29 protein-coding genes are annotated in these 26,161 nt (G+C 42.1%); 16 read left to right on the forward strand and 13 right to left on the reverse strand.

Translation table 11 applies throughout. From position 1 onward, the window contains the following. Nucleotides 1-95: 95 nt before the first annotated feature. From rpmH to tsaB, 4 genes are all read left to right on the forward strand, one after another. Complete coding sequence (rpmH, locus tag ACTHQF_RS12090; RefSeq protein ID WP_008241331.1) at nt 96-254, forward strand: 50S ribosomal protein L34; 159 nt, start codon at nt 96-98, stop codon at nt 252-254. A 62-nt stretch (nt 255-316) separates the two neighbouring features. Continuing rightward, nucleotides 317-712 carry a ribonuclease P protein component gene (locus tag ACTHQF_RS12095; RefSeq protein WP_440430477.1) on the forward strand — a complete coding sequence of 132 codons (396 nt, stop codon included), beginning with the start codon at nt 317-319 and terminating at the stop codon, nt 710-712. Next, the gene (yidD, locus tag ACTHQF_RS12100; RefSeq protein WP_440430478.1) at nt 696-929 is read left to right on the forward strand and encodes a membrane protein insertion efficiency factor YidD; all 234 of its coding nucleotides are present in this window, start codon (nt 696-698) and stop codon (nt 927-929) included. Before ACTHQF_RS12095 ends, yidD begins: the two co-directional genes overlap by 17 nt. Nucleotides 930-947: 18 nt before the next feature. Further along, nucleotides 948-1,637 (forward strand): tRNA (adenosine(37)-N6)-threonylcarbamoyltransferase complex dimerization subunit type 1 TsaB, encoded by a 690-nt coding sequence (gene tsaB, locus ACTHQF_RS12105; protein ID WP_440430479.1) that lies wholly within the window; start codon nt 948-950, stop codon nt 1,635-1,637. Nucleotides 1,638-1,640: 3 nt separating this feature from the next. Here the strand turns inward: tsaB and ACTHQF_RS12110 are convergent, their stop codons facing one another. Next, nucleotides 1,641-3,230 carry a hypothetical protein gene (locus tag ACTHQF_RS12110; RefSeq protein WP_440430480.1) on the reverse strand — a complete coding sequence of 530 codons (1,590 nt, stop codon included), beginning with the start codon at nt 3,228-3,230 and terminating at the stop codon, nt 1,641-1,643. An 88-nt stretch (nt 3,231-3,318) separates the two neighbouring features. Between ACTHQF_RS12110 and ACTHQF_RS12115 the strand changes: the two genes are divergently transcribed. Both ACTHQF_RS12115 and priA read left to right on the forward strand, forming a co-directional pair. Then, nucleotides 3,319-3,702: a DUF423 domain-containing protein gene (locus ACTHQF_RS12115; RefSeq protein WP_440430481.1), complete on the forward strand. Its 384-nt coding sequence runs from the start codon at nt 3,319-3,321 to the stop codon at nt 3,700-3,702. Then, nucleotides 3,703-6,183: a replication restart helicase PriA gene (gene priA, locus ACTHQF_RS12120; protein ID WP_440430482.1), complete on the forward strand. Its 2,481-nt coding sequence runs from the start codon at nt 3,703-3,705 to the stop codon at nt 6,181-6,183. On the opposite strand, the gene ACTHQF_RS12125 is transcribed toward priA, so the two are convergent. Further along, nucleotides 6,180-6,821, reverse strand: a complete 642-nt coding sequence (locus ACTHQF_RS12125; RefSeq protein ID WP_440430483.1) for a hypothetical protein — start codon at nt 6,819-6,821, stop codon at nt 6,180-6,182. The two genes, priA and ACTHQF_RS12125, sit on opposite strands and share 4 nt — an antisense overlap. Before the next feature lie 178 nt (nt 6,822-6,999). Between ACTHQF_RS12125 and ACTHQF_RS12130 the strand changes: the two genes are divergently transcribed. Beyond that, nucleotides 7,000-7,656, forward strand: coding sequence for a protein-L-isoaspartate(D-aspartate) O-methyltransferase (locus ACTHQF_RS12130; RefSeq protein ID WP_440430598.1), 657 nt, complete (start codon nt 7,000-7,002; stop codon nt 7,654-7,656). On the opposite strand, the gene smpB is transcribed toward ACTHQF_RS12130, so the two are convergent. Both smpB and ACTHQF_RS12140 read right to left on the reverse strand, forming a co-directional pair. Beyond that, nucleotides 7,657-8,106 carry an SsrA-binding protein SmpB gene (gene smpB, locus ACTHQF_RS12135; RefSeq protein WP_440430484.1) on the reverse strand — a complete coding sequence of 150 codons (450 nt, stop codon included), beginning with the start codon at nt 8,104-8,106 and terminating at the stop codon, nt 7,657-7,659. A 59-nt stretch (nt 8,107-8,165) separates the two neighbouring features. Beyond that, entirely contained in the window at nt 8,166-10,028 is a 1,863-nt protein-coding gene (locus ACTHQF_RS12140) for an Nramp family divalent metal transporter (RefSeq protein WP_440430485.1), read from the reverse strand. Between the two features lie 456 nt (nt 10,029-10,484). On the opposite strand from ACTHQF_RS12140, the gene ACTHQF_RS12145 reads away from it, so the two are divergent. Further along, nucleotides 10,485-10,955, forward strand: a complete 471-nt coding sequence (locus ACTHQF_RS12145; protein ID WP_188625786.1) for an Lrp/AsnC family transcriptional regulator — start codon at nt 10,485-10,487, stop codon at nt 10,953-10,955. A 13-nt stretch (nt 10,956-10,968) separates the two neighbouring features. Here the strand turns inward: ACTHQF_RS12145 and ung are convergent, their stop codons facing one another. Continuing rightward, nucleotides 10,969-11,646, reverse strand: a complete 678-nt coding sequence (ung, locus tag ACTHQF_RS12150) for a uracil-DNA glycosylase (RefSeq protein ID WP_440430486.1) — start codon at nt 11,644-11,646, stop codon at nt 10,969-10,971. Between the two features lie 3 nt (nt 11,647-11,649). Next, nucleotides 11,650-12,162 carry a thioredoxin family protein gene (locus ACTHQF_RS12155; RefSeq protein WP_440430487.1) on the reverse strand — a complete coding sequence of 171 codons (513 nt, stop codon included), beginning with the start codon at nt 12,160-12,162 and terminating at the stop codon, nt 11,650-11,652. A gap of 100 nt (nt 12,163-12,262) precedes the next feature. Here ACTHQF_RS12155 and ACTHQF_RS12160 point away from each other — a divergent pair, with 100 nt between their 5' ends. Beyond that, the gene (locus ACTHQF_RS12160; protein WP_440430488.1) at nt 12,263-12,799 is read left to right on the forward strand and encodes a DUF2892 domain-containing protein; all 537 of its coding nucleotides are present in this window, start codon (nt 12,263-12,265) and stop codon (nt 12,797-12,799) included. A gap of 304 nt (nt 12,800-13,103) precedes the next feature. On the opposite strand, the gene lysS is transcribed toward ACTHQF_RS12160, so the two are convergent. The 5 genes from lysS to ACTHQF_RS12185 form a co-directional block, all read right to left on the reverse strand. After that, complete coding sequence (gene lysS, locus ACTHQF_RS12165) at nt 13,104-14,819, reverse strand: lysine--tRNA ligase (protein WP_440430489.1); 1,716 nt, start codon at nt 14,817-14,819, stop codon at nt 13,104-13,106. Nucleotides 14,820-14,886: 67 nt separating this feature from the next. Continuing rightward, nucleotides 14,887-16,800, reverse strand: coding sequence for an AMP-dependent synthetase/ligase (locus ACTHQF_RS12170; protein ID WP_440430490.1), 1,914 nt, complete (start codon nt 16,798-16,800; stop codon nt 14,887-14,889). 129 nt (nt 16,801-16,929) lie between these two features. Continuing rightward, the gene (locus ACTHQF_RS12175; protein WP_440430491.1) at nt 16,930-17,256 is read right to left on the reverse strand and encodes a HesB/IscA family protein; all 327 of its coding nucleotides are present in this window, start codon (nt 17,254-17,256) and stop codon (nt 16,930-16,932) included. A gap of 64 nt (nt 17,257-17,320) precedes the next feature. Continuing rightward, entirely contained in the window at nt 17,321-17,734 is a 414-nt protein-coding gene (gene iscU, locus ACTHQF_RS12180) for a Fe-S cluster assembly scaffold IscU (RefSeq protein ID WP_188625793.1), read from the reverse strand. 56 nt (nt 17,735-17,790) lie between these two features. Further along, nucleotides 17,791-19,002, reverse strand: coding sequence for an IscS subfamily cysteine desulfurase (locus tag ACTHQF_RS12185; protein ID WP_440430492.1), 1,212 nt, complete (start codon nt 19,000-19,002; stop codon nt 17,791-17,793). Between the two features lie 116 nt (nt 19,003-19,118). Here ACTHQF_RS12185 and mce point away from each other — a divergent pair, with 116 nt between their 5' ends. From mce to ACTHQF_RS12220, 7 genes are all read left to right on the forward strand, one after another. After that, on the forward strand, nt 19,119-19,517 hold the full coding sequence (mce, locus tag ACTHQF_RS12190) for a methylmalonyl-CoA epimerase (protein ID WP_440430493.1): 399 nt from the start codon (nt 19,119-19,121) through the stop codon (nt 19,515-19,517). A 99-nt stretch (nt 19,518-19,616) separates the two neighbouring features. After that, nucleotides 19,617-19,865: a type B 50S ribosomal protein L31 gene (locus ACTHQF_RS12195; protein ID WP_440430494.1), complete on the forward strand. Its 249-nt coding sequence runs from the start codon at nt 19,617-19,619 to the stop codon at nt 19,863-19,865. A 71-nt stretch (nt 19,866-19,936) separates the two neighbouring features. Then, complete coding sequence (locus ACTHQF_RS12200; RefSeq protein ID WP_440430495.1) at nt 19,937-21,112, forward strand: GlmU family protein; 1,176 nt, start codon at nt 19,937-19,939, stop codon at nt 21,110-21,112. A gap of 51 nt (nt 21,113-21,163) precedes the next feature. Beyond that, complete coding sequence (gene tpiA / locus ACTHQF_RS12205) at nt 21,164-21,925, forward strand: triose-phosphate isomerase (protein WP_440430496.1); 762 nt, start codon at nt 21,164-21,166, stop codon at nt 21,923-21,925. After that, nucleotides 21,925-22,764, forward strand: a complete 840-nt coding sequence (gene prmA / locus ACTHQF_RS12210) for a 50S ribosomal protein L11 methyltransferase (RefSeq protein ID WP_440430497.1) — start codon at nt 21,925-21,927, stop codon at nt 22,762-22,764. Before tpiA ends, prmA begins: the two co-directional genes overlap by 1 nt. 5 nt (nt 22,765-22,769) lie before the next feature. Next, nucleotides 22,770-24,122, forward strand: coding sequence for a UDP-N-acetylmuramate--L-alanine ligase (locus ACTHQF_RS12215; RefSeq protein WP_440430498.1), 1,353 nt, complete (start codon nt 22,770-22,772; stop codon nt 24,120-24,122). A gap of 29 nt (nt 24,123-24,151) precedes the next feature. Continuing rightward, nucleotides 24,152-24,484 carry a helix-turn-helix domain-containing protein gene (locus ACTHQF_RS12220; RefSeq protein ID WP_440430499.1) on the forward strand — a complete coding sequence of 111 codons (333 nt, stop codon included), beginning with the start codon at nt 24,152-24,154 and terminating at the stop codon, nt 24,482-24,484. Here ACTHQF_RS12220 and ACTHQF_RS12225 read toward each other — a convergent pair. Further along, nucleotides 24,481-25,599 carry a GNAT family N-acetyltransferase gene (locus tag ACTHQF_RS12225; protein WP_440430500.1) on the reverse strand — a complete coding sequence of 373 codons (1,119 nt, stop codon included), beginning with the start codon at nt 25,597-25,599 and terminating at the stop codon, nt 24,481-24,483. The two genes, ACTHQF_RS12220 and ACTHQF_RS12225, sit on opposite strands and share 4 nt — an antisense overlap. 74 nt (nt 25,600-25,673) lie before the next feature. Beyond that, the gene (locus ACTHQF_RS12230) at nt 25,674-25,871 is read right to left on the reverse strand and encodes a hypothetical protein (RefSeq protein WP_440430501.1); all 198 of its coding nucleotides are present in this window, start codon (nt 25,869-25,871) and stop codon (nt 25,674-25,676) included. Nucleotides 25,872-26,161 lie beyond the last annotated feature (290 nt).

Raw genomic sequence — 26,161 nt, forward strand, 5'->3', positions numbered from 1 at the left:
ATTTACCAGGCTTGTTAATCTATTTGCATTTAAAATAAAATCCGACTATATTTGCACTTCTTATTTAAAAAATACAGTTAAGATATCATACAGTTATGAAAAGAACATTCCAACCTTCGCAAAGAAAGAGAAGAAATAAACACGGCTTCCGCGAAAGAATGGCTACAGCAAACGGTAGAAGAGTATTAGCTTCTCGCCGCGCAAAAGGAAGAAAGAAATTATCAGTGTCTGACGAGCGTCGCCACAAAGCATAATTTGATTGCAGCACGCATAGTGTAACGCAGGTCTTTCGTATCTGTACTATCGCGATCAAAGCATGAAAACATTTATTAAAGAAGAACGGTTATGTAGCAGGAAATATTTAGACCTGCTATTTAAAAACGGTTCTTCTTTTTTATTATACCCCTTTCGTGTTTCTTATCTTTTTGTTGAGGACAAACAGGTATACCCTGTGCAGGTAGTTATCAATGTTCCCAAAAAGCGGTATAAACATGCCGTAGACCGAAACTTACTAAAACGTCGGATCAGAGAAGCCTACCGTCTACAAAAACAGGAGGGACTTTATGATCATCTTCCGCAATCCAAGGGCCTGTTACTGCTGTCACTGCAGTTTGTAGGTAAGCAGAAATACGAGTTCCCATTTATCGAAAAGAAGCTTAGCGCTGTGCTCAAGAAACTCCTCAGCAGTATAGACAATGATCAACACACTTAAAACCATCATTTCCTGGTTTTTCTTAACCCTGATCAGGATCTATCAATTGGTGATTTCTCCATTGCTTGGATCTAACTGCCGGTTTACCCCAACATGTTCCCAGTATGGAATAGAAGCAATAAAAAAACACGGACCATTTAAAGGTGGCTGGTTAACCCTTAAAAGAATAGGTCGTTGCCACCCTTGGGGTGCACATGGGCATGATCCGGTTCCATAATAAACGTACCTTTGCTTTATGATTACCATCTTACAAATTGAAACTTCTACTCAGTACTGTTCGGCAGCAGTATCCAGAAATGGTGAAACGTTAAATCTTAAGATTGCAGCTGGTCAGAATCTCCATGCCGGCTCCTTAACTTTATTTATTGACGAGGTAATGTCGCAGTCTGGACTTCAATACGCAGATCTGGATGCAGTTGCGGTGAGTAAAGGTCCAGGATCATATACCGGACTGCGTATTGGTGTTTCTACTGCTAAGGGACTTTGTTACGCAGCAGATAAGCCGCTTATTGCAGTGGATACACTTAAAATGATGGCCGATGGGTTCTTAAAAGCACATCCTGAACACAATGATCTCGTTTGTCCGATGATTGATGCCAGAAGATTAGAAGTTTATACATCCTTGTATTCTCCCTTAGGTGATGAACTCGAACCGATATCGGCACGTATCATCGATGAAAACTCCTATGCTGCGGAGCTGAGGGCTTCAAAAATAACTTTTATTGGAGATGGCGCAGCAAAATGCGAACCCATACTCAATAATCCTAATGCAACTTTTCTTACCGAAAATTTCAATACTGCAGCAAATATGTCTGCTTTAGCATATCAGCGTTTTCAGGCGGGTGCATTTGAGGATGTTGCCTATTTTGAGCCTTTCTACCTCAAAGACTTCATGATCACGGTATCAAAAAAGAAACCATTTTAAGCGCTACCGTACAAGCAGGCTGTCAGCTTCAACGCGCAGGGTTGCAGTTGTAGCAGGAGGAAGGCTAAAAAGCACATTTGACTGAAAGGTTCCCTGATCACCACTCAACTGGTAAACAAAGCTGTCAAATGCCTTCAGGCCGTTTTCCGAACGGAACTGATTGTAATACTCCGGATAGATGGTGTTGATGATGATGTTCTGGGCTTTTCTATTGTTGAGATAAAACAGAATGTTGGCGCTTAGTGGCAGTTGTTTGTAGACCTGACCATAGGTTTTATCAAGGACCAGAAGGTTATTATTCTGGTAACTGTTTCTAAAATCCAGCAGAGAACTTGGGTAAGCAGCAAAGATGATGTAGTTATTGATGATCAGGTAATAAGGCTTTTTGAAGCTTTTAAATGGCTCTCCAAAATAGTAGTAAAGCAGGTCTGGCTCCGTCAGCTCCCTGATCTCACCATCATAATCCTCGCTTAGGTCCAATAGCAGTTGTTCTACCTTTTCGCCGCTGTTTAGCTTAATAGCGGCTAGCTTCTGTTTATTCTGCAGTTGAACGGTGATGGCCTGCGAGCTCGTATACCTTAGAAATACCTCATCAAGATTTAACCTGTATTTCTCGTTTATTGCTTTTATCTTCCCTTGTACATTCTTATCCTCCTTTTTAGTGGCAAACCATTTTTGTAAGCCGGTATGAAAGGTTTTGTAATCGCCAAAGGCGAATAGAGTATAGCTTGCTGTATTTGCCGGAAGCACTTTATCCAACTCTATTTTCTCGGGTTTAAGGTTGGCAAATAAAGAAAAGTAGCTGTCGGAATTTAACACCTTAGTTTCCCCGCTAAAGAATACTTTTTCCTTACTGAAGTTGTAGGTTAGTCTAGCATAAGCATGCTGCTTATTGAGCAGCGCCAGTTCAGCCCGGTTAAAATAAGGGGTAATGGATCTCATCAAAGATCCTAGCTGTTTGAAGTTGATATACAGGTTTGCGAGGCTGTTTTTACCCAGTCTGTCGCTCTTTTGAATGAAGCTGATGAAGTCTGCTTCTGAATTGTCTTTCGGACTGGCAATTAGCTTGTCTATCACACTTGATGCACTTGCAATCAAAACCACGCGTTGCTGTATCAAAACATAATAAGTTTGATTCGCAGAAAGTTGTACCTGCTGATAGGTAGCATAGGGCTTAAGCGCTAATCCCGACCGCTTCAGGCTTTCGTTCAACAGTTTTTCGTTGGCCTCCGGACTGAGCTGAACCGCAACCATAAAATCGAGCCTTTTCTGTTCCGAAGGATAAATGCCCAGGTATACGTCTTGCCCTTCAAACAAGGGCGCCATTTCCTTGTGCTGTAATGCAGCTTGCAAGCCTTGCAGCGCCACAACCTTTTCTTCACCGACAAGATTGTTCAGCAACGCTTGTCCACTCAGGATATTTCTGACACTCTTATCATTCTGAAAGCTGAAAATAAATCCAGCGTTTTTGCTGACCAATTCCAGGCTTAAATCTGCTTGTACGCCCGCCTTATTCAAGGTTGAGAAATACATATAACTCATCCCTGAAATCAAAATTACTAGAGTTGCCAGTATAAAATATATTTTCTTCATCGGTGTGTAAGCAAATTTAATTTTAATAGTTGGAATACAGAGATACTGCCATGGTTTTCTTAATTTAGGCAGCTAATAAGCGCTATAAATGAATAAAAATATAGTTTTAACCGCTTCTGTATTTGGCGTAATGGCGGTGATTTTAGGTGCTTTCGGTGCCCATAGCCTGAAGGACAGTATCGGTGAAAATGCACTCGCCATCTGGACCAAGGGCGTAGAATACCAGTTCTATCATGTCTTCGCATTACTATTTCTGTCTAACCTTCCTGAACAAAGCCGCTTAACCAGACTGGCACACGTGTTCTTTGGTCTCGGCATTGTCCTGTTCTCGGGTTCCCTATATATACTGGCAACCCGGGAGATCCACCATCTGCAGCTCGCATCCTATATTGGCCCTGTAACACCCGTTGGTGGGCTATTCTTCATCCTGGGCTGGATGATGTTATTTTTCACAGCAGCAAAAAAGAAATAAATGGAGCAAAACTTTGATACCGCTTTTCAGGAAAGAGAAACGTTGTTTGTAGAGGTCATTCTTCCGTTATCGTTATCAAAGAATTACATCTATCGTGTACCCTTCGAAATGAATGAAGAGGTTGCACCAGGGAAGCGGGTGATCGTACAGTTTGGTAAAAATAAAATCTATACAGCCCTTATTCGTTCTATTACAACCGAGGCACCGGTGGTCTATGCCGCTAAGTACATCATCGATGTCATTGATGCCTTCCCGGTTGTAAATGCTAATCAGTTTAAATTCTGGAACTGGATGTCTACTTATTACATGTGTAATGAGGGGGAGATCATGACTGCAGCTTTGCCCGCAGGTTTAAAACTGGCAAGTGAAACCATCATCGTGCTTAAAGAAGATGCAGACCTGGAACATGCGGTGTTGAAAGATAAGGAACAGCTGATTATTGAATTCCTGAAGAAGCAGGAAAAGCTTAGCATTGCGGAAATCGCAAAGATACTCGGGCAAAAAACCGTCATCTCCCTGGTTAAGTCCTTGCTGAGCAAAGACCTGGTCTATGTCGCGGAAGAAGTGGTGGAGAAATACAAGCCCCTGCTGAAGACCTTCATTTCGCTAAACCCTGTTTACCAGAACGAAGATAAACTTAAAGAACTCTTTGAGATCCTGGAGCGGGCGCCCCGGCAATTAGATGCACTCCTGGCTTTGATCCATCTTTCTAAGTCCACAAAAGAAGTGCTGAAATCAGATATTCTGAGTAACAGTAATTGTGGCCAGGCCTCCATAAAAGCATTGATCGATAAAGACATATTTGTGCAACGTAAAAAGCCTGTAAGCCGGCTGTCGATGGACGAAACTGACGAAATCCGGAACTATGAGCTTTCTGCGGCACAAACTACCGCGATTACTGCCGTGAAGGACGCATTTCAGGAAAAAGAAGTTGTACTGCTTCATGGTGTAACGGCTTCCGGTAAGACACAGATTTACATCAAGCTCATCGAAGAAGCCATTGCCGAAGAGGGGCAAGCGCTGTTCCTGCTGCCGGAGATTGCTTTGACAACTCAGATTGTGGAGCGCATAAAACATTACTTTGGCGATGCAATAGGCGTTTATCATTCGAAGTTCAACGATTTTGAACGTGTAGAGATTTGGAATAAGGTGTTGAATGGAAGCTTCAAGATCATTCTTGGTGCACGGTCGGCGGTTTTTCTGCCATTTCAAAACCTCAGGTTCATCGTTGTGGATGAAGAGCATGAAGCTTCTTACAAGCAGCATGAACCTGCGCCGCGCTATCAGGCAAGAGATTGTGCCGTTTACCTGGCCCATTTGCATAAGGCTAAGGTGATCCTGGGATCAGCAACACCATCCATCGAGAGCTATTACAACGCTTTAACACAGAAATATGGCTTGGTAACCCTCACAGATCGGTTTAGTGGTGTCGAATTGCCAAATCATCAGGTTGTAAGTCTTGCAGAAGAGACAAAGCGAAAGAAGATGGTTTCCTATTTTTCAAGTGTGCTGATTGAAGATATACAAGCTTGCCTGGAAAACCAGGAACAGGTGATCCTCTTTCAAAACAGGAGGGGGTACGCGACTATCCTGATATGCGCGACTTGCGGCTTTGCTCCAAAATGTGTGAATTGCGATGTAAGTTTAACTTTCCATAAGAGTAGTGGGAAACTGCATTGTCACTATTGTGGTTATCATCAGAACACCTTGAACATCTGTCCTGCTTGTGGTTCTGTGCATATTGAGCAGAAAGGGTTTGGTACCGAACGCGTGGAAGAAGAATTAGCGCTGCTATTCCCTGAAGCCAAAATCGCGCGTTTAGATGTAGACAGTACCCGTACAAAGAACAGCCTGCGGAAGATCATCTCCGACTTTCAGGATGGTACCACCAATATCCTCATCGGTACGCAGATGGTCGCTAAAGGATTAGACTTCGATAATGTCAGTCTTATCGGGATCATCAATGCGGATACCTTATTGAACTATCCTGATTTTCGGGCATTTGAACGGAGCTATCAACTGCTCGCACAGGTATCCGGACGTGCCGGCAGGCGTGACAAACAGGGAAAAGTTGATATTCAGGCATACGATGATAATCATCGTATTATCCAGCAGGTTGTGGAAAACAGGTATGAGGAGATGTATGAAGACGAAATTGCCGAACGCAAGCAGTTTAATTATCCTCCTTTCTCCAGACTGATATTCCTTAACCTGAAACATAAAGATCCGGATGTATTGAATTATGCTTCGCGGATGCTGGCCAACGGCCTTCGGGCACAACTCGGCAAACGGGTACTTGGACCCGAACAGCCTTTGGTCTCCAGAGTGCGTAATTATTTTCTGATGCAGATCATCGTTAAAGCAGAGCGGGATACCGCCATTCAGAAAGTTAAAAATCTGATTACGGAAACCATCCTTCAGGTTAATGTAGACCCGGCGTTCAAAGGCGTCATCATTCAGATTGACGTAGACCCTTATTAGCGATTATTTCCGAAGTGAAACTGCAGACCCGTAAAGATCGGATTTAGCAGGAACTGTGACTGGTAATTTTTATTGATATTTCTCGCCTCGCTGCCAGCAGGTGTTATTTCCTGTTTGTTCTGGAAATAAAAGAACTCCACATTTCCTTCGGCAAAAAACGTGAGCTGTCTGAGCACATTAAGCTTCAACCCGAATCCAGGTGCAAGGGTAAAACCGTGTTTAGTAACTTTTGCAGCCGTAGCGGTGCTAATCAGCCCTTCAAATTCATGTGAACGGTAGCCAAGGTCGGTTAAAAAGTAGGGTTGTACCACACCATAGTTAAAGTTCTTTTCAAAACCCATTTTTATGGTATAATCCCGGATCGTGCCACGACCGTTATTCGATTCCATCACGTCAATGTCGTCATTTAAGTAACTGCCAGATAGGCGGTAACTGATTTGATTATCATTAAACTTTAAGGTTATCGAATTCAGGTAACTGTTAACGTAGTTATCTTTCTTGGATTCATTCTGAATTTTTGGGACCTGCATGATTCCAAATGCACGTACACTCACAGAGTTGTTAAAGCTGCCATCAATTTGTGCCATGGTTAGGTAGCTCGTCAGCATTAAGATGCATAGAATAAGTATTTTCTTCATAAATCTCGTGGCACTTAAAAATTGGTGTCCAAAAGTAGTTTTTAAACAGCTTTAATACAAGGAAATGTTTAGAACGTTGTGAAAATAATATTGATTAAGTGCAAGTTAGATATTGCTCGCTAAAATATTCATTAAAGTCTTGAAGCAGATCGAGGGGAAAGCCTTATTTTTGGAGCAAATGGCATACAAGTTTGTTGACAATTACCGGGAACGAGGCGCAAGGAAGAAGCTGGTTGAACACCTTAAATCAAGAGGTATTACTGACGTAAATGTTTTGAACGCTATTGGAAAAATTCCACGTCATTTTTTCTTTGACGAAACTTTCTGGAACCAGGCTTATAAGGACATTGCCTTTCCAATAGGTGATGGTCAGACCATATCCCAACCGTATACGGTTGCATATCAGACCGAGTTGTTACACATTACACCTGGAGATAAAGTTCTGGAAATTGGAACAGGCTCCGGCTATCAAACCTGTGTATTGATGGAGCTTGGCGCAAACGTGTACACCATCGAGCGGCAGGAAAATATTTACAAGCACACCATAAAGGTGTTACCTGGTATGGGCTATAATGCCAACTTCTTTTTTGGCGATGGTTCAATGGGAATTCCTGCACACGCACCGTATAATAAGATCATTGTAACCGCAGGGGCACCCTTTGTACCTGAAGTGTTGTTGAAGCAGCTTAAAATAGGGGGTATACTGGTTATTCCGGTCGGTAATGAACAAAGCCAGACAATGGTTACCGTAATCCGCATCAGTGAAACGGAATTTGAAAAGATTGAACTGGACCAGTTCAGATTTGTACCGCTTGTGGGCGACCAGGCTTGGTAGTTACACCTTCATTGCCCGGTCAAGTTCTCTTTTAGATTCCCTGTCTTTAATACTATCCCGTTTGTCGTATTCCTTTTTACCTTGCGCAAGTGCGATCTCGATTTTCGCAAATCCACGCTCATTGGTGTAAATTCTCAATGGAACGATGGTATAGCCTTTTTCCTCGCTCTTAGCTTTTAGCTTCCGCAGTTCCTTTTTATGTAGCAGTAATACACGGTCACGTTTGATATCGTGGTGGTGAAAAGAACTGTGGCTGTACTCAGAGATGTGCAGGTTTCTTACATAAAGGACATTTCCGATGAACATACAGAAAGCGTCCGACATGTTCGCTTTACCCTGACGAATAGCCTTGATCTCTGTTCCCAATAATGCAATCCCAGCATTGAAATTCTCCACAATGTGGTAGTCAAAGTAGGCTCTTTTATTTTTTATTTGTACGTCGTTCTTCATAATTATTAAGCGAATATCCGAATTTCTTAACTATTCATCGGGCAATAGCTGCAATATTCCTACCGTACAATCAAAACCGGAATAGAAACCTGGTGCCTCACCGAATTTACGGTAGTGCCTAGAATTAGATCTTTCACACCCTTATGGCCGTGGGCGCCCATAACAAGTAAATCCAGGTTGTTCTCTCTGCTCAGGCGTGATATTGAATTTGCCGGCTTTCCAAAGCCGATGCAAGGTGTAGCCCGGTATCCCAGCTCCCGGAGGTTGATGCAGTAGGCGTCGAGGTTATCAGCATCCGATTTGGTCTCGTGGTCCATAGCAGAGGTACCGTGGTAGGTGGCCACCGCAGTTTCCACAATATGTATGATAAAGTAGTCGGCGTCCTTGCCACCTTGTACCAGACCATGTCTGATCGTCTTTAAATCATTTTTCGAGAAATCTACTGAAATGCCAATACGCTTATACGCCAGATGTTCAATCGGACCGATTTCCAGGGCGTTACCATGGGGTACATTAGAACCAATCCGCTGATCTTTAAGGAGCGGATAGATGAAGACAAACAGCAGCAAGAATCCGACAAGGACGGCTATCGGCACAACAAGGCCATAGATCAGGAGGGTGCTGGCTGAATTTGCCCAGGAACTAATCTCCTCGATAACGAGCTTAACATTCAGGATTACGATCACCAGGGCGCTTGTCCAAGCTAATATCTTCACCCAGTTTTTTAATGCAAACTCCTTCATTTGCTTCTTGTCGGAAGTAATATGGATTAAAGGGATCACCGCAAAACCCAGCTGCAAACTGAGTACTACCTGGCTCAGGATCAGTAAACTTCCAAGGGCATCTTCTCCAAAGTAAAGAATGGTGAAAAATGCAGGCAGGATGGCCAGGATCCTCGTGATCAGACGTCTGAGCCATGGCTGTATCCGCAGGTTCAGGTGGCCTTCCATAATGATCTGTCCGGCAAGGGTACCAGTTACCGTAGAACTTTGTCCGGCTGCAATCAGCGCAATTGCGAACAATGCAGGTGCAACATTACCGAATATATTGCCCAGAAGCTTATGTGCATCCTGAATTTCAGCGACTTCATGCAGGCCGTTCTTATAAAAAGCTGCTGCGGCTAAGATCAGGATTGCAGCATTCACGAAAAATGCCAGGTTAAGTGCCACGGCGGTATCAATGAAGTTAAACTTCAAAGCTTCTTTGATGCCTTTACTATCACGTTCAAATTTTCTGGTTTGTACGAGTGAGGAATGCAGATACAGGTTATGTGGCATCACTGTGGCACCAATGATACCGATAGCGATATACAATGCTTCGCCCGAAAGTAAACTCGGTTCAAAACCCTTCGCAACTTCAATCAGGCTAGGCTCAACGATAAACATTTCAACAAGAAAGGAGATGCCGACAATGAAAACCATTGATACAATAAATGCTTCCATCTTACGCATGCCCTTGTTCATCAGAAAGAGTAACACAAAAGTATCCAGAATGGTAATGCTGATGCCATAGAGCAGAGGCAGATCAAACAGCAATTGCAAACCTATCGCCATACCGATGATCTCCGCGAGGTCGCAGGCGATAATAGCCGTCTGTGCAAGGATAAACAAAGGGATATTCACCCATTTTGGATAAGTGTTTTTCGATGCTTGCGCCAGATCAAGCCCACGAACGATTCCCAGTCGCGAGCTAAGCGACTGTAACAGCAGCGCTATTAAGTTTGACATGAGCAATACCCATATCAGCGAATAGCCAAACTTACTCCCACCGGCAAGGTCAGTTGCCCAGTTTCCAGGATCCATATAACCTACACTTACAAGATAGGCTGGTCCTATGAAACTTAAAATTCTTCGCCATCCGGTTCTTTTGTTGGTCTCTACACTTTGATGCACCTCGGCCAACGACTCACCATCTCTCCTCATTGTCTTATCCGCCTGCATATCAAGAAACCGTATCCTTGTAGTTTTTTCCCATATTATTATTTGTGCGTAATTACTCCAAATATCATACCCGTAAGTTAGCAAATATAATTTTGTACAGGCCCTTTGCACAAAAAATTGCGGCTGACAGCAGGGTTAACCGGCTGCAGCGGATAAAAGCTTAACCAGCTAAGGCTCGGTCATCAGCCCACTGGCATGTTCAACACTTCAGCTAAATCGGTTTAGTATGAACACATTTCCAATTTATTACCAGATTTAGAGCGCTGTTGTCTTCGTTAAGTACAGGCAAATCTTTTCACTTCAGGTAAAGTGCAGCCCAAAAAAGGAGGTTATTAGCAAATCTCGTTGAAAAATTTTCTATTAAAAATATGGTTTTATAAGAATTTAATTTTGTGGAGAGCGATTTCTAATTACCTTTGAAAGTAAACAACCTAACATATGGCCGCAGAATTAGATAAAATTGACTTAAAAATATTAAGACTCCTGCAGGAGAATGGAAGAATAACAAACTTGTTGTTATCTCAGGAGATCGGACTTTCGCCTGCACCGACTTTAGAGCGGGTTCGTAAACTTGAACAATCCGGATACATCAAAAGTTATCATGCACTAGTAGATGAAGAAAAACTTGGCTTAGGTATTAAAACCTTTATCCAGGTGCAACTGGATTTCCACAAGAACAACACGATCCAAACTTTTCTGGACGAAGTAAACCAAATCAAAGAAATTACGGAATGTCACCACGTTACCGGTCAGGCTGATTTTCTTTTGAAGGTTTATGTACATGACATCAAAGCCTACGAACGCCTGATCATGGAAAAGATCAGTAAAATTACCGTCGTTAAGACTTTTCAGACCATGATGATCATGTCTACCACTAAAAAAGAACCGATCATACCTTTGGAATACTAGATCTTAAGCAACTTTATAAAATCTGCCAATCGATAGGGCTCTGGCCTTGTGCCTGCAAGATGTCGTTGGTTTTAGAAAAATGGCGGCACCCTAGAAATCCGTTGTGAGCAGACAGGGGAGATGGGTGCGCCGCTTTTAACAGACTGTGTTTTGTGCCATCAATGAGCTGTGCCTTGTTCTGCGCGAATTTACCCCAAAGTAAAAATACCAGTCCCTGTTTTTCTGCCGACAAGGCGCTGATCACGTGATTGGTGAAGGTCTCCCAGCCTTTTCCCTGGTGTGAACCGGCCTGATGCGCCCGCACGGTCAAGGTAGCGTTTAACAAGAGGACGCCGTGATCGGCCCATGCCGTAAGATCCCCATGTGCCGGGATCTTAAAGCCAGGGATATCATTTGCCAGTTCTTTGTACATGTTCCGCAGTGAGGGAGGAATTGCCACGCCTTTCTGTACGGAAAAGGAGAGGCCATGAGCCTGCCCTGGACCATGGTAAGGATCTTGCCCCAACAGCACCACTTTTACGCGCTCCAAGGGGGTGTGTTTAAAAGCATTAAATACATCAGCTGATTTCGGAAAAACTAGTTGACCACTTTCCTTTTCCTGTTTTAGGAAATTTCGAAGCGACTGCATGTAGTCTTTCTCCAACTCTTTTTCAAGAATTCCCTGCCATCCAGGCTCAAACGTAGTCGCCATCAATTACTTCTTGCTTAGTAGTTCTAAGGCATCCTTTTCTAAGGTGTCTTTTGGAGACTCTACGATCCGGCCAATTTCTTTACCTTCTTTATAAAATATAAACGTTGGTACACGTTCAATATTCATGTTATCAATTAAGCCATTTTCAGCTTTCTTTTCTCCATCAACACAGATTAGCGTCATGTCTTGCTCAGTGATACCAAGCTGATCAGTGATCTTGTAGAAATGAGGTACCTGCAACTTGCTGTCACCGCACCAGGTTCCCATTACGATGGTTACCTTTACACCATCCATCAGTGGCTTCAGTGCCGTAATGGTTTCCGCATCCGGTGCATAGCTTTCGTACATGGTATCGTAAATTGTCTTAAACTCCGGGAAGTTACACACACTTTCTCTTGTGCAGTTGTTGATCATGATTTCTTTATTTCGGTAAGTATCCTGCTTTTTCTTATTTAGTTCCTGTGCACTTGCTTGAAAGCCCAGGAAAAGGACTAAAAGCGTTAATAATTTGTTCATCGATTAGGGGATAATTGTTTTATTAATTTTTGAATTTAGAAGTTTAAATCTGATTTTAAGTATATAAACACGATATTTGCACAAAATTTACAATTGATTTATGCCAAACATTTTTCGTTTAATTATAGGGTTTTCAATCCTGGGTGGTGCCATAGCACTGATGGTTTTTGGATACTGGGGCTGGGGCATTCTTGCTGTGTTAATCAGTATAATCGTACTTGCAACATATTTCTACAATGAAAACATGTTGCTGGCACAATGGTTTTTGAGAAAAGATGATATGCCGAAAGCAGAGTCTTTTCTGAAAAGAATCACCAACTATGAAACACAACTGGTAAAAATGCAGCATGGGTACTACAACCTGCTGGTAGGACTAATTGAATCCCGAAAAGCACCAATGCAATCTGAAAAGTACTTCAAGAAAGCACTTTCTTTAGGTCTGCAAATGGATCATAACATCGCTCTTGCAAAACTTAGCCTTGCAGGTATTGCTATGGGAAAACGCAACAAGCGCGAAGCCCAGATGTATTTGACGGAAGCTAAGAAAGCTGACAAGAATAAATTGCTTGCCGACCAGATCAAGCAGATGAAAGATCAGATGGTGATGTTAGACAAACAACAGATCAGATACAGGTAGATCTTTCAGAACAGATAATAAGAATTACAGAAGCGGCATCAGCAATGATGCCGCTTTTATTATGTCTCAGAATTACGGCACACCAGACAAAGACCTGAAACACATCAAACCCACACATTCCGTGGGTAAGGTGTGGGCGAGGTGTGGGTGAGGTGTGCCTGAGGTCTGGTTCATAATTGTTCGAGGAGTGCTTCAGTGGCAGCACTTTTGTTTGCTCATTGCCTTAAACCTGCGAGCTCCTAAAATGAAAAAGCCGCATTATCATTCGATAATGCGGCTTCGTTATAGATATAATCTTTATAACCTATGCAAACCAGGACATCACATCCTCTTTGCCGGGCATTGGTAAATCAAGCTTTAATTTTTTGCGCATACCACCAAGGTCATTGAACACCTTGTTCGGGTTTGCAGCTTTTAAGTCTTCAATAGTATTGATGCCCATTTTGCGGATCGCCTGTACCCATTCTGCAGGGATACCTGCGTCAACGAAATCCTGATCTTCAGTAATCTTCACTTTTTTCTCCGGACGCATTTGCGGGAAGAACAAAACTTCCTGAATCGTGGATTGGTTTGTCATTAACATCACCAAGCGGTCGATACCGACACCTAGCCCTGAGGTTGGTGGCATACCATATTCCAATGCTCTTACAAAATCCTCATCCATGGCCATTGCTTCGCTATCGCCTCTTGCAGCAAGCTTCAGTTGATCTTCAAAACGTTCCTTTTGATCAATCGGGTCATTCAACTCTGAGTACGCATTTGCAATTTCCTTTCCGTTAACGAAAAGCTCAAACCGTTCTACCAGACCTTCCTTACTGCGGTGTTTTTTCGCAAGTGGCGTCATTTCTATCGGATAGTCCGTGATGTATGTCGGTTGGATCAGATTGGCTTCCACTTTCTCCGAAAACAGTTCGTCAATCAGTTTACCGCGACCCATGCTTGCATCAATTTCAATTCCTAACTGCCTGCAGGTATCTGCAATTTCTGTTTCGCTCATCGCAGAAACGTCAATTCCCGTGTATTTTTGGATGGACTCATACATGGTAAGCTTTTCGTATGGTCCAGCAAAGTTAATTTCGTTCTTACCTACAGTAACAACTGGTTTACCGTGAATGGCAGTAGCAACACGTTCAAGGCATTCCTCAACCATAGCCATCATCCAGATATAATCCTTATAGGCTACATAGATTTCCATTGCCGTATATTCCGGGTTGTGCGTACGGTCCATACCTTCATTTCTGAACATTTTACCGAACTCATATACGCCATCAAAACCAGCAACGATCAACCTTTTAAGGTAAAGCTCATTCGCAATTCTCAGGTACAGAGGCATGTCCAGGGTGTTATGATGCGTTGCAAAGGGTCTTGCAGCTGCACCACCATGGATCGGTTGTAGGATCGGGGTTTCTACCTCCATCCAGCCTTGCTCATTGAAGTAATTGCGCATGGTGTTGATTACCTTCGAACGATTAATGAAAATCTGTTTGAAGCCAGGGTTTACGGTTAAGTCAACATAACGTTGTCTGTAACGGAGTTCAGGATCGGTGAATCCATCATAGATATTACCTTCTTCGTCACGTTTTACGATTGGAAGCGGTTTTAAGGATTTGGATAATAACTTGAACTCGGTAACATGGATAGAAATCTCGCCGGTTTGGGTGGTAAAAGCATAACCTTTGATGCCAATGTAGTCACCAAGGTCTAATAACTTTTTAAATACGGTATTATAAAGTGTTTTATCCTCGTCCGGGCAAAGTTCATCCCGTTTCAGGTAGATCTGGATCCTGCCGGTAGCATCCTGAAGCTCCACGAAAGCAGCACTTCCCATGATTCTGCGGGACATGATCCTTCCGGCAAGACTGATGCTCTTATACGCCTCTTGTTTAGCCTCAAAGTTTGCAAGGATATCTGCAGCATTGGCATTGATGTCGAAACTTTCTGCAGGATATGGATCGATACCTAATTTCCGTAGTTCGGATAACGCACTACGGCGTAATATTTCTAATTCTGATAAGCTCATATGGATATATGTTCCGGCATTTACCGGCGACGTTTTACTGAGTTAAATGACTGCAAAAATAGTAAATCTAATCTGCTTCTACGGCCATTTTGTACATCTCGTTGATAGGTTCGGCATACTTACGCTCAATCACCTTTCGTTTTAGTTTCATGCTCGGCGTCATTTCGCCTTCTTCCATGCTGAAAGGACTGCGCTTCAATTTGAAGTTCTTGATGCGCTCGAATTTCGCAAGTTCATTCGACAGCTTCCGGATGTCCTGGTTAATCCAGCTTAAAATCTCCTGATCTTCAATGAACAGCTCAGGCTGATTGAAGTATGCATCCGGCAAATTAAACTGCTCCTGGAGGGTTTCCCGGTTAGGAACAATCAGCGCTGTGAGGTATTCTCTTTTGTCTCCAATCAGGAATATGGATTCAATCTTTAAACTCTTCAGGTAGATGTTTTCTACCGGTGTAGGATAAACATTTTTCCCGTATGCATTAACGATCATGTTTTTGATCCGGTCTGTGATCTGCAGGTTGCCCTTGTAGAAACGACCAATATCACCAGTGTGGAACCAATTGTCACAATCTATCGCTTCAGCAGTCTCGGCAGGTTTGTTGAAATAGCCCTGCATCACACAATGACCACGAACTACAACTTCACCTTCTTCACATTCGAAATCTTCATTAAAGCTCTCGTGTGTTTGAATGCTGATGAAGTTTTTGGTTTCTACATCTTGTATACCCACTTCAATGCCCGGAATGATCCGGCCGACAGTCCCATAAACCTGGCGGTGATATTCCGTCACGGACATTACGGGCGAAGTTTCGGTAAGTCCGAATCCTTCTAATATTTTAATACCAAGATTTCCAAAGAACTCGCCGACATTTTTCGGAAGCGCTGCACCGCCGGAGATCATGAACTTCAACCTGCCGCCGGTCTTCTCTTTAATTTTACTGAACACCAGCTTGTCTGCAGTATTCTGTTTAAGCCCTAAAAGAATACCTGGGTTATGGCCAGCTTCTTTTTTGTTGCGATACGCTTGTCCCGTTTCCAAAGCCCACATGAAGATTTTCGCTTTCATACCACCTGCAGCAGTTCCACTTTTTATGGCTTTGTCGTGTATGCGTTCCAAAAGTCTGGGCACACAGCTCATCACCGTTGGTTTTACTTCAGCCATGTTTTTAGCGAGTAGTTCCAGGCTCTGCGCATAGGCAATGGTACAGCCTTGTGCACAGCAAACATGGTAGGTTGCTGTACGTTCGAAAACGTGCGACAGTGGAAGGAAAGATAAAAACAGGTCATCTTTATCGATAACCGGGATCTGTTGCAGGCACACTTTAACATTTTCCACGAAGTTGCTATGCGAGAGCATAACGCCTTTTGGTGTGCCGGTTGTTCCGGAGGTATATATCAAAGAGGAGAGATCTTTAGGTCTTAAAGCATTACGTAGAGCCGTGATCTGTTGTACTTCTTCTATAGTAATATTTTCAGCTGTATTCAGCACCTCATCGAAATGAATGATCTCTTTAGGGAAATCTGATGGAACGGCAATTTTATCTACGTCATTAAAGGCCGGAATCACGTATAATAACTCACGACAGTTCCTGGCGATCTTTAATATCTTTTTAAAAAGGAAAGGGCTGCCGACGAGGATGGATTTAATGCCAGAGTCATTAATGATGTATTCAACCTCATGTTCGGACAGTGTGGGATATATGGAAACATTTATTGCACCAATTTGCTGGATACCCTGATCGTAATAGACGTACTCTGGAGAGTTTTCTATGATGAGCCCCATTCGATCACCTTTATTGATCCCCTTTCTTAGAAAGAATGCGGAAACGGCATCGGCATTTTTGAGTGTAGTGCCGTAAGATATCTCTTTCCAGTCGTTGCCTTTCTTTTGCTTCAGGAAGGTGTGGTCGGGATTGTGGATGTTTTCTACTACGTTTCTTAAAAGACTGGGAACGGTAGAAAATTCATTGAAGGTTACCATATAACTGTTTGTTAATTTGGGAGAGCAATGATAGAGTTTTCGAGGTAAAAATGCAACCTGAAATTGTTGCAGACATTTTGGGTATAAAAAAAGGGGCGGATGCCCCTTTTAACACTTTAATTAATGTATTTAAACAGAAAAACTTTCTCCGCAACCACAAGAGCGGCTAGCGTTCGGGTTGTGGAAATTGAAACCTTTACCATTTAAGCCGTCTGAAAAGTCTAATTCAGTTCCAGCCAGGTAAAGGAAAGATTTCATATCCAATGCAATTTTGATCCCTTTATCTTCAAAAAACTGATCGCCGGTTTTTGTCTCATTATCGAAGTCGAGGTTGTAGGACAAGCCGGAACATCCGCCACCTTTAACAGAAACACGTAGGAAATATTCATTATCCATGTTGGCATCCTGCATCAAGTGATCAATCTTGCTTTTAGCTTTATCAGTTATTGTAATCATTGTATCTTGTTTTATATACTAACTTCATGTTCAGGGACGCTAAAGAGAACGCCCCATTTAAAAATTAGTGGTGTGATTTAGCCAGTTCAATTGGCTCCATACCATTTTTTACACGGTAATCGTTGATTGCAGATTTGATTGCATCTTCTGCCAATACGGAACAGTGAATCTTAACCGGTGGTAAAGCCAGCTCTTCAACGATGTCCATATTGTCGATAGCCAAAGCTTCGTCAACAGTTTTACCTTTTAACCATTCTGTAGCCAAAGAAGATGAAGCGATAGCAGATCCACAACCAAAGGTTTTGAATTTTGCATCGGTAATCACGTTGTTTTCATCTACTTCAATCTGAAGACGCATAACGTCACCACATTCAGGTGCGCCTACAAGTCCTGTACCTACAGATTTACTGTCTTTATTTAACGTACCAACATTTCTAGGGTTGGTATAGTGTTCCATTACTTTTTCTGAGTATGCCATTTTATTTTCCTCCCGGCCATTCAAGGCCTGTTAATATCTTTGTTATCTGACAGTGCTTAGTGCTCTGCCCATTCAATTTTACTTAAGTCAACACCTTCTTTGAACATCTCCCATAGTGGTGAAAGGTCCCGCAAATGAAGTACCGCTTTTTTAGTGTTCTCAATTGCGTAGTCGATCTCTTCTTCAGTTGTAAATCTACCTAAACCGAAACGGATAGAAGAGTGTGCAAGATCATCAGATAAACCTAAGCTCTTTAATACGTAAGATGGCTCAAGGGATGCTGATGTACATGCAGAACCTGAAGATACTGCAAGGTCCTTCATCGCCATCATTAATCCTTCACCTTCTACATATTTGAAGGAGATATTGGTTACGTGTGGCAGACGATGCTCGCGGTTACCATTTACATAACTTTCTTCAAGAACCGTTAATGCACTTTCCAGTTTGTCTCTTAAAGCAGACAATCTTGCGGCTTCAGAATCCATTTCTAATCTGCATAGTTCGCATGCTTTACCCAAGCCTACAATACCTGGAACGTTAAGTGTTCCTGAACGCATACCGCGTTCGTGACCACCACCGTCAATTTGAGCGGTAACTTTAACCCTTGGGTTTTTACGACGTACGTAAAGTACACCAACACCTTTAGGTCCGTACATTTTGTGTGCACTGAATGCCATTAAGTCAATTCCGTCAGCATTTACATCTACAGGAATTTTACCAACTGCCTGTGTAGCATCGGTCATGAATAAGGCACCGTATTTATGTGCAATAGCAGAAATTTCTTTGATTGGCTGAACAACACCGATCTCGTTGTTTCCATACATGATGGTTACCAGGATGGTTTGTTCGGTCATTGCAGCTTCCAGTTCCTGAAGATCAATCAGACCATCTTCCTTAACATTCAGGTAGGTTACTCTAGCACCAAGCTTTTCCAGGTGTTTACAGGTATCTAAAACAGCTTTGTGTTCTGTAGTTGCAGTGATGATATGATTACCACGATCCTGGTACATTTCAAACACACCTTTAATACCAAGGTTGTCTGCTTCAGTAGCACCAGAGGTGAAGATAATCTCTTTCTCTGTACAGCCAATTAACTTAGCCACCTGCTCACGTGCATAATCTACACCTTCTTCAGCAACCCAGCCAAAAGCATGGTTACGGCTCGCAGCGTTACCAAACTTGTTGGTAAAATATGGGAGCATCGCTTCTAATACCCTTGGATCAAGGGGAGTCGTTGCATTATTATCTAGATAAATAGGAAGTTCCATAAAATATTGGGTCTTGTTTTATACACAAAGATAAGAAAAAAGATTGCCAGCGTATATTTGTGGCCTTTTGTATACTGATTATTCCCGTATTTTTACAATTGTATAACCTTAAAAGAATGAATAAAATTGAACATATCGGTATCGCAGTAAAAAACATGCAAACAGCCAATCTGGTTTTCGAAAAGATTCTGGGTGTTTCTCCCTATAAAGAAGAGTCCGTACCAAGCGAACAGGTGAATACTTCCTTTTTCAAGGTTGGAGATAATAAAGTGGAGTTGCTTGAGGCCACCGGTCCGGAGAGTGCAATAGCGAAGTTCCTGGCCAAGAAAGGGGAGGGGATTCATCATATCGCTTTTGATGTAGAAGATATTGTGGCTGAAATGGCGAGATTAAAAAAGGAAGGTTTCGTCTTGTTAAATGAAGTGCCTAAGTCAGGTGCAGATAACAAGCTCGTGTGTTTTGTACACCCGAGAGAGACTAATGGTGTACTTATAGAACTATGCCAGCAAATATAAAATAGAAATTATCTGCGTATGGTCTTGTATATGTATAATTAAATTTGGATATTTGCAACCTTAAAAATAAGCGACAACTAAGTATATAAATATATTATCATGAAAAAAGATCTGCATCCATCAAACTATAGGTTCGTAGTATTTAAAGATATGTCTAACGACTATTCTTTCTTAACTAAATCTTGTGTAGATACCAAAGAGACTGTTACTTGGGAAGATGGAAACGAATACCCTCTATACAAGTTAGAGATTTCTCATACTTCACACCCTTTCTACACTGGTAAAATGAAACTTGTTGATACTGCTGGTCGTATCGATAAATTCAAAACCCGTTACGCTAAGAAGTAATTCAGAAATAAAGACTTTTATTTTAAGTCCCGTTGCGAGATGCACCGGGACTTTTTTTATTTTTGTCGCTTATGACAATCAATTTATTTGATGATGGTGCATGGAATTCGCTCCGTCCATTAACCTTTACAAGGCCAGTTGCCGATCTCAGGCTTGGCATACTAACCATCGCTGAGAAGTGGTCAAAATACTTGAATGCTGATGCAGGCTTCAAGACTCAAGCATATCTTTCCACGAAATACCCTTTAAACCAGGAGGCAGAATTATACATCAATGGTTCTATTTGTCCGGATGTACAGCTTGTTGAAGCAATTCTTGGCCTGAAAACAGGCGACGTGCTCATGAAGGATGGTATCACCATCGCCGGGAAGTTTGAACCTGCGGGGGATATAGCGCTATTTCATCCGGCAGGTGCTCCAATAGCTTACGAAGCAGACTTTATTAAAATAAACTATCCGGAGGATATCTTTAAGTTCAACGATGTTGAGCTGCGCAAAGATTTCCAGTTGTTAACTACAGGACGTACTTCAGCTAGTCTTAGTGCTACGAATACCTTGATCGGAGATCAAATTTTTGTGGAACAAGGTGCTTCTGCAGAATGTTCAACGTTTAATTCCAAGAACGGTCCGATTTATTTAGGGCGCAATGCTCAGGTATGGGAAGGCAGTAATATCCGGGGTTCATTCGCGCTGTGCCATGACTCACAGGTAAAAATGGGCGCCAAAATTTATGGTCAAACTACCATAGGACCATTTTCCCGTGTAGGTGGCGAGATCAATAATGCTGTAATATGGGGCTATTCATCCAAAGGACACGAAGGTTATCTCGGTAATTCTGTGCTTGGACAATGGTGTAACATTGGCGCTGACTCCAATAATAGCAATCTCAAAAACAACTATGCTGAAGTTCGCTTGTGGGATTATCAAAAAGAAAGTTTCCGAAGGACAGGGCTCCAATTCTGCGGACTGATCATGGCTGATCATGCCAAATGTGCCATCAACACCATGTTTAATACCGGGACGGTTGCGGGCGTAAGTGCCAACATCTTTGGTGCTGGATTTCCAAGGAACTTTATTCCTGACTTCTCCTGGGGTGGCTCCCATGGTTATGAGGTGTATACGCTAAAAAAGATGTTTGAAACGGCGACGAAGGTATTTGAAAGAAGGAACCTTCCTTTTGATGCTACAGAAAAAGAAATTTTGCAACAAGTTTTTGAATTAACTGCTGTCAACAGAAACTTTAAATAAATTGCAAGGCCTTAGGGCATTGCTTAACCTAAACTAAAAATACCTAATATCATGAGGAAAAAAATTGTAGCTGGTAACTGGAAAATGAATATGGATTATGCTGAAGGCATTTCCCTATTCTCAGAAATTGTAAACATGGTTAGAGATGAGAAAAAAGGCGATCAGCAAGCGATCATTTGTGCGCCATTTATTCATTTGAACAGCCTGGCTAAATTAGGCGGTACGACCGTTCACATTGGTGCGCAAAACTGCCATCAGAATGCGTCTGGAGCTTATACCGGAGAAATCTCAGCTAAGATGATCAAATCTGTTGGTTGCAGCTTCGTAATCATCGGTCACTCTGAACGTAGACAATACTTCGCAGAGACGGACGCCCTATTGGCTGAAAAAACAAAAGCAGCACTTGCAAATGGACTTACTCCGATTTTCTGTATAGGCGAGACATTGGATGAGCGTAACAACGGTGATTACTTTAATGTAATTAAATCACAGCTTACCAATGGTATTTTTGGCTTATCTGCTGAAGATTTTGCTAAGATCGTTATTGCTTATGAACCAGTTTGGGCTATTGGAACAGGTTTAACTGCTTCTTCTGATCAGGCGCAGGAAGTTCATGCTTTCATCAGAGCCGAGATTGCTACACAATTCGGATCGGAAATTGCTGAGGGTGTAAGTATCCTTTACGGAGGTAGCTGTAATCCAAAGAATGCTGCAGAACTTTTTGCACAGCAGGATATCGATGGGGGCTTAATCGGTGGAGCGTCACTTAAATCCCGTGATTTTACGGATATCGTTAAAGCATTCAACGCCTAATGCAATATATACAAGTCACATTTGAATTTAAAAACATTGAAGAATATCAGCGGGATCTTTTAATAAGTGATCTCGCTGATATTGGTTTCAATACCTTTGAAGATACCGAGAATGGCTTTTCGGCATTTATAGATCAGGATAGCTATAAAGAGTCATCATTAAAGACGGTTTTGTTATCCTATGATGAAGAATTGGAATACAGCTATGCTGTGAACGAGATTGCCGGTGAAAACTGGAATGAACAGTGGGAAAAGAATTTTGAACCGCTTGTGATCAGTGATCAGTGTTATGTCCGTGCGACTTTTCACCCAGCAAAGCCAGAATATCCATATGAGATTGTAATAGATCCGAAAATGGCCTTTGGCACGGGACACCATCAGACAACCACGATGATGATGGAATATATCCTTTCCATGGACCTGAATGGTAAAACAGTGTTAGACATGGGATGTGGTACAGGCATCCTTGCTTTTCTGGCGGCAAAAAAAGGGGCCTCTCAACTTACCGCAATCGACTACGATCAGGTTTGTTATGACAGTACCGTGGAGAATGCGGCGTTAAACAAGATCAGCAACATCGACATCATCTGCGGAGGTAAGGAAGTTATTCCAGGCTTATCGTTTGATGTTATTCTGGCCAACATCAACAGAAATATTCTGCTGGATCAGATCGGTAGATATTCAGAAGTACTAAAAGCTGGGGGAGAGATCGTTTTCAGCGGGTTCTATGAAAGCCCGGATCTTGATATGATTAAAGAGGCTTGCTTAAAAGCAGGCATGCAGTACCAGGATCATAAAAAGATTAATGATTGGGTTGCTGCCCGGTTTATCAAACAATAACAATTATGCGTATACATTTCATTGCAATTGGAGGTAGTGCGATGCACAACCTGGCAATCGCTTTACATAAAAAGGGATTTCAAATCACTGGCTCTGATGATGCCGTGTTTGAGCCTTCCAGCAGTAGGCTTGCAAGATTTGGCTTGTTGCCAAGCGTAATGGGCTGGGATGCAAATAAGATCACTGCCGACTTGGATGCGGTCATTTTGGGCATGCATGCTTTTCCGGATAACCCGGAATTATTGAAAGCTCAGGAACTTGGGCTTCGGGTTTATTCGTATCCCGAATATATCTATGAACAAACAAAGGATAAGCTGCGTGTAGTAATTGGCGGCAGTCATGGTAAGACAACCATTACCTCCATGATCCTGCATGTACTAAACTACTATCAGAGAGATTTCGACTACCTGGTTGGAGCACAACTTGAAGGTTTTGATACGATGGTGAAAGTGACGGATGAAGCTCCTGTGATCATCATTGAAGGCGATGAATACCTCGCTTCGCCAATAGACCGGAGACCGAAGTTTCATTTATATAAAGCCAATGTCGCTGTTATCAGTGGAATTGCCTGGGATCACATCAATGTGTTTCCAACTTTCGAAAGCTATGTTGAACAATTTGACATCTTTATCAATACCATTCAACCTGGAGGTCACCTGATCTACTGTGAGCTGGATGCGGAAGTTAAAAAGGTTGTTGAAGCCTCTACTGCAGGTGTAGAGAAGATTCCGTATCGGATTCCAGCCCATGTGGTTAAGAATGGTATTACCACCTTGCTGCCCGATGGTACGGCCCTGAATGTGTTCGGCGACCACAACCTGATGAATTTAAGTGCAGCGCGGCATGTTTGTGCAAGCCTAGATATAACTGAAGAAGCGTTTAACAAAGCAATAGCGTCGTTTAAAGGTGCAGCAAAGCGGTTGGAACTCATTGGCCATACCGAAACGTCTAACGTGTATAAAGATTTTGCACATTCGCCTTCGAAGTTAAAGGCTACCATTGCTGCTGTCAAGTCACAGTTTCCTGACAGGAAGCTGGTCGCTTGTATAGAGTTGCATACATTCAGTAGCCTGAATAAAGAATTTTTACGTCAATATGATGATACAATGGCGATGGCAGATCATGCAATCGTATACATTGACAATGCGACATTTGAGCACAAAAAGATCAGGCCGTTTACTGAAATCGATGTCCAGGAGGCATTTAAAGATGAAAACTTAATCTTCTTTAACGAGAAGAGCGCCCTGGAAAACTACCTGTTGGCAATGAATTTTACTAATACGAACTTATTGCTTATGAGTTCAGGAAATTTCAGTGGTTTAGATCTTATTAAACTGGCACGCGAGTTGAAGGTCTAGACCAAGAAACACACAGTTAAAAAACTATCATGAACATTATCGGTAAAAATATTCGACAGCTACGACAGAAAAATGGATGGAGCCAGGGGGAAGTAGCAAAAAGATTGAAGATTTCCATACCTGCATTTTCCAAAATAGAAACGGGCATTACAGACATAAATATCTCCAGATTAGAACAAATTGCAAATCTCTTTGAGGTTTCGACAATGGACATTATTTCTAAGGAAGGAGAAAACCCACAATCGGTAAACTTCGAAGAGATCAACAGTCTGAAAGAAAAGTTATCCGCAAGAGAAGAAGAGATCATTAAACTTCAGAAAAAGGTTATTGATCTTTATGAAGAAATCAGAGGAGAAAACTAGAAAGTTTTACGCAACGTCATGTGCCGCTTGCCAAAAGCGGCACCCGTTGCTTCATGAATTGCCAGCATTTTATCGTTAAAATCTCCTACCCAAGACATTTCAAGTTCCCTGTACTGATTTAGCGGCAGGACATACTTGCCTAGGGTGATAAATAGGGCAGACTCCAATCCATGTTTTTGATAGGCTGTTTTAGTACCCATTACAATGGCACGCATCCGGGAAACGCCTCTCCAGCGTTTATAAACGAAGATCAGCTTCTGCAGCAAACCTAACTTTCCTTTGAAACCTTTGATCATCTGATTTGCATCGGGAATGGTCACGAGGAATGATGCGGGCTCGCCATTCACATAGGCAAACCAAATGAGCTGCTCGTCCATAATGGTTTCCATCTTTTTGAAGGATTCCATCAGGGTTTCTTTTTTAATTGGTACAAAGTTTTTGAAGTCTTTCCATGCATCATTATAGATTTCCATCAGATCGTTAACATACTTCTCCGAGTTCTTTTTGGAGAAGTGCTCGAAAGTATAGCCGGGCTTATTGGCTACCCAGTTGGCGATTTTGGAAAAGCGCTCAGGAAAAGGCTTGGTGATGTCCAGGTGATTGGTGATTTGCTCGTAAGAAGTTTCAAAGCCGTAAGCAGTAAAGAGTTTGTGGTAATATGGCGGGTGATAGTTCATGCCATAGGACGGCGGGCTGAAGCCTTCTACCAGCAAGCCCCAGAAAGAATCATTTTCACCGAAGTTAATCGGCCCTTCCATAGCCTCCATTTTTTTCGCTTTTAACCAGGATTCGGCGGTTGCAAATAGCAATGAAGCAGCTGCCTGATCATCAATGCACTCGAAGAACCCCATTCCACCGGTAGGTACCTCGTACTGATGTGCTTTTTTAAAGTTTACAAATGCTGCAACACGTCCGATAACAAGCCCCTGATCATTTCTTAAGATCCATCTGGTGCAAACGCCATGGCTATAGAAAGGATTCTTAGTTGCGTCAAAGATCTGTTCAATGTCCTGATCAAGCGGACAGATCCAATTTTCATCTCCTTTATATATCAGGTGTGGAACATTTAAAAATGCTTTACGGGTACTCTTGCTGTTAACTTCAATAATCTGCATGCGCGCGCTGAACGGGTGTAAAATTAAAAAGCATCCCTATTTAGGATGCTTCAATATTAAGTTTTTTTTACCAGTTAATAATCATCTTCGTCGTCAGAATCAAAAGTATCTAGCGTATCCAGATCATCCAGAGGCAAATCAAAGTCATCATCCTCGTCGTCGAAAGGAGCTGCTTTGCTAAAGCCAGTGGTCTGAATTCCATCTAGATTGTCATCTTCAAAACGGGTATCATCAACAGAACTTTTCTTGGTGAATTTCTTAGTTGTTGTCATACAAATAAAATAAAATGGCTGGTTACGAATGCTAATTTAAATATACAAATTGATTATCTAAGGGGCGGTACGTGTTGTACAATGCAAAATTAAAAAATAAATAAATCTTCCAAGCTGAATTTTAAAACTTGCATTTAAATATTCGAACCCGCAGAATTATGCGCAAAAAAAAAGTGGTAAAGATTTTGGCTTTACCACTTTTAACACACAAATGAAACCCTGAATTGAGATACTGTTTTTAGGTTAGGTGAACATATCTTTGGTCAATTCTATAAGAACGCGCTTTAACA

It is taken from the genome of Pedobacter sp. SAFR-022 (genome assembly GCF_051965375.1).
Lineage (GTDB): Bacteria > Bacteroidota > Bacteroidia > Sphingobacteriales > Sphingobacteriaceae > Pedobacter.

Coding starts and splice junctions, on each gene's coding strand:
- ACTHQF_RS12225 (WP_440430500.1), bottom strand. CDS start 25,599: ATGCAGATTATTGAAGTTAACAGCAAGAGTACCCGTAAAGCATTTTTA.
- ACTHQF_RS12130 (WP_440430598.1), top strand. CDS start 7,000: ATGGCATACAAGTTTGTTGACAATTACCGGGAACGAGGCGCAAGGAAG.
- ACTHQF_RS12220 (WP_440430499.1), top strand. CDS start 24,152: ATGAACATTATCGGTAAAAATATTCGACAGCTACGACAGAAAAATGGA.
- ACTHQF_RS12170 (WP_440430490.1), bottom strand. CDS start 16,800: ATGGTAACCTTCAATGAATTTTCTACCGTTCCCAGTCTTTTAAGAAAC.
- ung (WP_440430486.1), bottom strand. CDS start 11,646: ATGGCGACTACGTTTGAGCCTGGATGGCAGGGAATTCTTGAAAAAGAG.
- ACTHQF_RS12160 (WP_440430488.1), top strand. CDS start 12,263: ATGCCAAACATTTTTCGTTTAATTATAGGGTTTTCAATCCTGGGTGGT.
- ACTHQF_RS12140 (WP_440430485.1), bottom strand. CDS start 10,028: ATGAGGAGAGATGGTGAGTCGTTGGCCGAGGTGCATCAAAGTGTAGAG.
- ACTHQF_RS12185 (WP_440430492.1), bottom strand. CDS start 19,002: ATGGAACTTCCTATTTATCTAGATAATAATGCAACGACTCCCCTTGAT.
- prmA (WP_440430497.1), top strand. CDS start 21,925: ATGCAATATATACAAGTCACATTTGAATTTAAAAACATTGAAGAATAT.
- ACTHQF_RS12195 (WP_440430494.1), top strand. CDS start 19,617: ATGAAAAAAGATCTGCATCCATCAAACTATAGGTTCGTAGTATTTAAA.
- ACTHQF_RS12215 (WP_440430498.1), top strand. CDS start 22,770: ATGCGTATACATTTCATTGCAATTGGAGGTAGTGCGATGCACAACCTG.
- iscU (WP_188625793.1), bottom strand. CDS start 17,734: ATGGCATACTCAGAAAAAGTAATGGAACACTATACCAACCCTAGAAAT.
- ACTHQF_RS12110 (WP_440430480.1), bottom strand. CDS start 3,230: ATGAAGAAAATATATTTTATACTGGCAACTCTAGTAATTTTGATTTCA.
- ACTHQF_RS12155 (WP_440430487.1), bottom strand. CDS start 12,162: ATGAACAAATTATTAACGCTTTTAGTCCTTTTCCTGGGCTTTCAAGCA.
- priA (WP_440430482.1), top strand. CDS start 3,703: ATGGAGCAAAACTTTGATACCGCTTTTCAGGAAAGAGAAACGTTGTTT.
- tsaB (WP_440430479.1), top strand. CDS start 948: ATGATTACCATCTTACAAATTGAAACTTCTACTCAGTACTGTTCGGCA.
- smpB (WP_440430484.1), bottom strand. CDS start 8,106: ATGAAGAACGACGTACAAATAAAAAATAAAAGAGCCTACTTTGACTAC.
- ACTHQF_RS12200 (WP_440430495.1), top strand. CDS start 19,937: ATGACAATCAATTTATTTGATGATGGTGCATGGAATTCGCTCCGTCCA.
- ACTHQF_RS12095 (WP_440430477.1), top strand. CDS start 317: ATGAAAACATTTATTAAAGAAGAACGGTTATGTAGCAGGAAATATTTA.
- rpmH (WP_008241331.1), top strand. CDS start 96: ATGAAAAGAACATTCCAACCTTCGCAAAGAAAGAGAAGAAATAAACAC.
- yidD (WP_440430478.1), top strand. CDS start 696: ATGATCAACACACTTAAAACCATCATTTCCTGGTTTTTCTTAACCCTG.
- ACTHQF_RS12145 (WP_188625786.1), top strand. CDS start 10,485: ATGGCCGCAGAATTAGATAAAATTGACTTAAAAATATTAAGACTCCTG.
- mce (WP_440430493.1), top strand. CDS start 19,119: ATGAATAAAATTGAACATATCGGTATCGCAGTAAAAAACATGCAAACA.
- ACTHQF_RS12175 (WP_440430491.1), bottom strand. CDS start 17,256: ATGATTACAATAACTGATAAAGCTAAAAGCAAGATTGATCACTTGATG.
- ACTHQF_RS12125 (WP_440430483.1), bottom strand. CDS start 6,821: ATGAAGAAAATACTTATTCTATGCATCTTAATGCTGACGAGCTACCTA.
- ACTHQF_RS12230 (WP_440430501.1), bottom strand. CDS start 25,871: ATGACAACAACTAAGAAATTCACCAAGAAAAGTTCTGTTGATGATACC.
- ACTHQF_RS12115 (WP_440430481.1), top strand. CDS start 3,319: ATGAATAAAAATATAGTTTTAACCGCTTCTGTATTTGGCGTAATGGCG.
- tpiA (WP_440430496.1), top strand. CDS start 21,164: ATGAGGAAAAAAATTGTAGCTGGTAACTGGAAAATGAATATGGATTAT.
- lysS (WP_440430489.1), bottom strand. CDS start 14,819: ATGAGCTTATCAGAATTAGAAATATTACGCCGTAGTGCGTTATCCGAA.